Source organism: Streptomyces sp. WELS2, from assembly GCF_013870595.1.
Lineage (GTDB): Bacteria > Actinomycetota > Actinomycetes > Streptomycetales > Streptomycetaceae > Streptomyces.
On record NZ_JACBWZ010000611.1, the window covers coordinates 1 to 3,899 of the forward strand.

A 3,899-nucleotide genomic window follows, 5' to 3' on the forward strand; every position below is an offset into this window, starting at 1 on the left:
CAGGGTGACCAGGGCGCCGGCCGTGCGGTGCGTCCGCCGGGGGCCCGGGTCGCGGCCGGGTTCATCTGGGTCGAACCACTTCGGGCAGCTGTCGGCGCTCTGGAGGGTGTAGGCGCCGGGCACCGCCTCCCACTGGTACGGGGACGGCAGGATGACCAGCCCCTCGGACCCCGCGTCCGGGTCGAGGGCGCGGTCGAGGCGTTCACGGGCGCGCCGGTCGGTGTGGACCAGGTACTCCTGGCGCACCAGCTCGATGGCGAGGACCCGGCCGGTGGTCGGGCGGGTGCGGTCGCCGTGGTTCTCGACCCACGCCTCGGCCCCGTAGTACCGCTCCCGGGGTTCCCGCGGGTCCACGGCGACCAGCGGCCAGGCCACCTCGTCGCCCACCGCGAAGGGCCGCCCGCAGCACTCCATCTGCCAGTCCTCGTAGAACACCCTCATCCCGGCCATGCCCCCACCTTCCCGGAACCCGGCGGCGACCGCGAGACGTTTTCCCCGTATGCTCTCGGATCTTCCCGGAGTCCCTTTCCCCGTCCCCGTCACCACAGGAGCCGATGCATGACCACCGCCACCACCCGCCCCGGCGACCGGCAGGTCAGTCCCGTGTTCGTCGGCATCCTGGCCGTGACGGCGGTGACCGGCTGGGCCACCTGGACCGGGTTCGCCGAGCAGCCGGGCGTCGCGGTGTTCCTGTTCGTGACCGCGGCCTGGATCGTCTCCCTGTGTCTGCACGAGTACGCGCACGCGCGCACCGCCCTGCACAGCGGGGACATCTCGGTCGGCGCGAAGGGCTACCTCACGCTGAACCCGCTGAAGTACACGCACGCGCTGCTGAGCATCGTGCTCCCGGTGCTGTTCGTGATCATGGGCGGGATCGGTCTGCCCGGCGGCGCGGTGTTCATCGAGCGGAACCGGATCCGGGGCCGCTGGCGGCACAGCCTGATCTCGGCGGCGGGTCCGCTGACGAACGTGCTGTTCGCCGCGGTGTGCACGGCGCCGTTCTGGCTGGACGCGCTGGACGGCGTGCCCGCGGACTTCCGGTTCGCGCTGGCGTTCCTGGCGCTGCTCCAGGTGACGGCGGCGATCCTGAACTTCCTGCCGGTGCCGGGCCTGGACGGCTACGGCGTGATCGAGCCGTGGCTGTCGTACAAGGTGAAGCGGCAGGTGGAGCCGTTCGCCCCGTTCGGGCTGCTCTTCGTGTTCGCGGTGCTGTGGCTGCCGTCGGTCAACGACGCGTTCTTCGACCTGGTCGACGCGGTGATGCGGGCGCTGAACGTGGACACGTTCTCCCAGTACTGCGGTGACGCCCAGTACCGCTTCTGGGAGGAGAGCCCGGCGATCTGCTCGTTCGGTTCGTGACGGACGCGTTCAGCTCGTGACGGAGGTGTCGCGGGCGGCGTCCATCCGGCCGCGCTTGACGTAGTACCAGGTCATGTTGGACGACAGGCCGGCCAGCAGCACCCAGACGATCCCCAGCCAGCTGCCCTGGACGAAGGAGACGACCGCCGCGGCCACGGCGAGGACGCAGACGACGAGGGTGTAGAGGGCGATGCGGGGCATGACGGGGGGCTCCTGTCGGGGACACTGCTCGGAACTGCTTCGCCGACCAGTGTCCCCCATGGGCCGCGGTGGCTCACACGTCGGTCAGGCGCAGCCCGGCGTGCGCCTTGTACCGGCGGTTGACGGAGATCAGGTTGGCGACCAGCGACTCCACCTGGTGGGCGCCTCGCAGCCGGCCCGCGAAGATTCCGCGCATGCCGGGGATGCGGCCGGCCAGGGCCTGCACGATCTCCACGTCCGCGCGCTGCTCGCCGAGGACCATGACGTCGGTGTCGATGCTCTCGATCTCCGGGTCCTGGAGCAGGACGGCCGACAGGTGGTGGAAGGCGGCGGTGACCCGGGACTCCGGCAGCAGCGCGGCGGCCTGCTCGGCGGCGCTGCCCTCCTCGGGCTTGAGGGCGTAGGCGCCCTTCTTGTCGAAGCCGAGCGGGTTGACGCAGTCCACGACGAGCTTGCCGGCCAGTTCCGCGCGCAGCGACTTCAGGGTGTCGCCGTGGCCGTCCCACGGTACGGCGACGATCACGATGTCGCTGCGGCGCGCGGCCTCGGCGTTGTCGGCGCCCTCGATGCCGTGGCCGAGTTCGCCGGCGGCGGCCCGGGCGCGGTCGGCGGCGCGGGAACCGATGATCACCTTCTGGCCGGCCCGGGCCAGCCGGTAGGCGAGGCCCTTGCCCTGCGGCCCGGTGCCGCCGAGCACGCCGACGGTGTACCCGGAGACGTCGGGCAGGTCCCAGGGGTCCTTGGCGGGGGCCTTCTGTGCGCTGTCGGTAGAGGTCATGGCCCGACTCTACGTCCGGGCCGGCCGGGGCACCGGTTCAGGTCAGCCGCCGTACCGGCACCCGGCGGAAAGTGATCGTCTCGTAGGCGCCGAAGTCGCCCGTCTCGTACAGCAGCCCCACCGTGTGCGGGTCGACGCGGACCAGGTCGGAGTAGGCGGCGGGCAGTCCGTCGGCGGTGTACGCCGGGCGCCAGGTGGTGCCGCCGTCGCGGGAGACGCGGATCGTCATCAGGGCGCGGGTGCCGCCGGGGTCGGCGGGGGCGGAGAACAGCAGCAGGTCGGGGTCGCGCAGCTGGAGGACGGCTGCCTGGCAGACGGGTGCGGTCAGGCCTGCCTGGGGGCGGAAGGGCTTGACGAGCGTCCTGCCGCCGTCCCGCGAGTGGGCGTCGGCGCGGTTTCCGGGGGAGGGCGAGTCGTTGCGGGCGTTGAGGTAGACGCGGCCGTCGGGGAGTTCGGCGGCGGTGGTCTCGTTGACGTTGACGTAGCCGTCGGTGTTGTCGTCCAGGTAGCCGAGGTACCAGCTCTCGCCGCGGTCGTCGCTGAGCAGGCAGTGCCCGCCGTTGTACCTGGCCTCGGCGCCGGTGTCGGTGCCGGTGGGCGGCAGGGTGTGGTTGGCCGGGACCAGGACGCGGCCGGTCGTCAGCTGGAGGGCGTGGCCGGGGGTGGTGGCGTACCAGCGCCAGCCCGGCTTCTTCACCTGCCCGGTGATCTCCCTGGGCGCGGACCACGTCACCCCGTCGTCGTCGCTGTGCTGGACCCACACCCGCCGGCCGTCGGCGTCCGGGACCTGCCCGCGCACGATGGCGGCCTCGGTCGCCGAGGCGGCGGCGCGGACGTGGACGAGCAGGACGCGGCCGGTGTCGAGGACGACGGGGGCGGGGTTGCCGGCGAGGTCGGTGCCGTTGTCCGCGGCGACCTGGAGCGGGCCCCAGGTCCGGCCGCCGTCGGTGGACCGCTTCAGCACGATGTCGATGTGGCCGTGGTCGGCGGCGGAGGCGGCCCGGCCCTCGCAGAAGGCGAGCAGGGTGCCGGCCCGGGTGGCGACGACGGCGGGTATGCGGAAGCTCGCGTACCCCTCGCGGCCGGCGCGGAAGGGGACGGTCACGTCGGTGGGGGCGATGGCCGGGTCGGTCACGGGGCGGCTCCTCGGTCGCGGACGGACGCGGACGAGCGTGCGTTGGCGCGGGTGGGTCCTGGTGGATCCGACGGGGGCGCGTGACGGGCCGCGTACCCACCGCGCAGGGGTCTCTCGTGGGCCGTGTACGGGTCCCGCACGGCCCCCGTACGGGGCGCTTTTTCCCCGAGTCGGGCGAATTCCCGGTGAACTCCGGGTCACGAGTGGCGCGTTGCGGCAGGATTCGGCCACATGGACGCCGTACGGGTCGCTTTGCTGCGGGAAGTGCTCGCCGGGACGGAGTGGCTGGGGGCCACCCGGAGGTTCGCGGGGGTGCTGCGCGGGTCGGTGGTGGCGCACGGGGGCGGGCTGCTGCTGGTGGGAACGCCGGAGTACGAGCCCTGGCACCTGGCCGCGCACCTGGTGGACGAGGCGGCCTGGTCGGGC

The 3,899-nt window shown here is 73.0% G+C and carries 5 protein-coding genes and 1 pseudogene; 2 read left to right on the forward strand and 4 right to left on the reverse strand.

The annotated features are described in order from the left end of the window. Window positions 1-450: DUF6578 domain-containing protein (locus tag H5J33_RS26645; protein ID WP_181797399.1), on the reverse strand; the 450-nt coding region annotated here is incomplete at its 3' end. 108 nt (window positions 451-558) lie between these two features. Here H5J33_RS26645 and H5J33_RS26650 point away from each other — a divergent pair. After that, window positions 559-1,359 carry a site-2 protease family protein gene (locus H5J33_RS26650; RefSeq protein ID WP_181797395.1) on the forward strand — a complete coding sequence of 267 codons (801 nt, stop codon included), beginning with the start codon at window positions 559-561 and terminating at the stop codon, window positions 1,357-1,359. Window positions 1,360-1,368: 9 nt separating this feature from the next. Here the strand turns inward: H5J33_RS26650 and H5J33_RS26655 are convergent, their stop codons facing one another. Genes H5J33_RS26655 through H5J33_RS26665 form a run of 3 tightly spaced genes read right to left on the reverse strand, consistent with a single transcriptional unit; the run spans window position 1,369 to window position 3,473 of the window. Beyond that, window positions 1,369-1,620 carry a hypothetical protein gene (locus H5J33_RS26655; RefSeq protein ID WP_181797396.1) on the reverse strand — a complete coding sequence of 84 codons (252 nt, stop codon included), beginning with the start codon at window positions 1,618-1,620 and terminating at the stop codon, window positions 1,369-1,371. 13 nt (window positions 1,621-1,633) lie between these two features. Then, window positions 1,634-2,338, reverse strand: coding sequence for an NADPH-dependent F420 reductase (npdG, locus tag H5J33_RS26660; RefSeq protein WP_181797397.1), 705 nt, complete (start codon window positions 2,336-2,338; stop codon window positions 1,634-1,636). Window positions 2,339-2,375: 37 nt separating this feature from the next. Further along, window positions 2,376-3,473: an exo-alpha-sialidase gene (locus H5J33_RS26665; RefSeq protein WP_181797398.1), complete on the reverse strand. Its 1,098-nt coding sequence runs from the start codon at window positions 3,471-3,473 to the stop codon at window positions 2,376-2,378. Between the two features lie 231 nt (window positions 3,474-3,704). Between H5J33_RS26665 and H5J33_RS26670 the strand changes: the two are divergent. Beyond that, a pseudogene (locus tag H5J33_RS26670) lies at window positions 3,705-3,899 on the forward strand (hypothetical protein); the annotation flags it as partial.